We start from the raw sequence: 1,286 nt of genomic DNA, 5'->3' as shown, positions 1-1,286 counted from the left end.
TGGTCCAGACCACCAACCGCGCATTGTCCGTCTCGGGATCGGCCAGCCACTCCTGCACCCAACCCAACACCGTCGCAGCAGCCAACTGAGCCGCCTCCGGCGCCGACATCCCCGACGGGGCAGCCGGCACCACCGCCACCACCACCGAAGCCACCTCGGACCCGACCGACTCACCATGCCGCACCCACTGCACCGCAGCGGTGTCAGAGTCCTGCGGGGCAGGCAGCGGAACCCAATCCACCGTGAACAACGACTGCCGCACCTGCCCACCGGCCCCAGTGAGCTGACCAGCCGACGCCTCCCGCAGCACCAGTGACCGGGCCGCCAGCACCGGCTGACCGACACCGTCAAACGCCGCCACCGAGACCCCACCCGACCCACGGGCCAGCACCACCCGCAACTGACGCGCACCCCCGGCCAGCAGCCGCACCCCCGACCACACAAACGGCAACCCCGTCCCACCACCGCCATCGTTGCCAGTGCTGGCAGTGATGAGGGCATGCAGGGCAGCGTCGAGGAGGGCAGGATGCAGGCCGAACCCAGCCGCATCGGAGTCGATGACCTGGGGCAGTTCCACCTCGGCGTAGACGGTGTCCCCGGCACGCCACACCTGCCGCAGCCCCTGGAACGCCGGACCGTAACCGTAACCGCGTCGAGCCAGCCTCTCGTAGGCATCGTCGACCGGAACCGCCACCGCACCCGCCGGAGGCCACACGGACAGCCGATCCGGAGCAGGCTCACCATCGGCCGGGGCCAGCAGACCGACGGCGTGCCGCACCCATTCGCCCTCCCCCTCGCGCGAGGAGACCGTGACCGTTCGCGGACCATCGCCGTCACCGACACGGACCTGCAACTGCACGCCACCAGAACCCGGAAGGATCAGGGGCTCCTGGAGCGTCAGTTCCTCCAGGACACCGCACCCGGCCAGGTCGCCGGCGTGGACGGCCAGGTCGACGAATGCGGTGCCGGGTAGTAGCACCGTGCCGTGGACCGCGTGGTCGGCCAGCCACGGCATCGCGGCCAGCGACAGCCGACCCGTCAACACCAACCCATCACCATCGGCCAGCCACACCGCAGCCGCCAACAACGCATGCCCGACCCGCTGCTGACCAGCTGAGGAGGCATCCCCACGACCGGCGACCGACTTCGGCCAGTAGTGCTGACGCTGGAACGCATACGTCGGCAAAGCCACCCTCCGGGCCCCACCCTCCCCACCATTCACCGCGGCCCAGTCCACCTCCACACCCGCCACATACAAACCCGCCAGCGCACGCAACGCCGTCTCC

The 1,286-nt window shown here is 70.2% G+C and carries 1 protein-coding gene; it reads right to left on the bottom strand.

Annotated features, from left to right (window positions below; genetic code table 11):
• A partial coding sequence (locus AC3EVP_RS36860) for a polyketide synthase dehydratase domain-containing protein (protein ID WP_488179854.1) occupies nucleotides 1-1,192 on the bottom strand: 1,192 nt, incomplete at its 3' end.
• Between the last annotated feature and the right edge of the window lie 94 nt (nucleotides 1,193-1,286).

The organism is Actinacidiphila sp. bgisy144 (assembly GCF_057708105.1).
The sequence above is the reverse complement of the archived record's forward strand: the minus strand, read 5'-3'. Positions and strand labels throughout refer to the sequence as shown.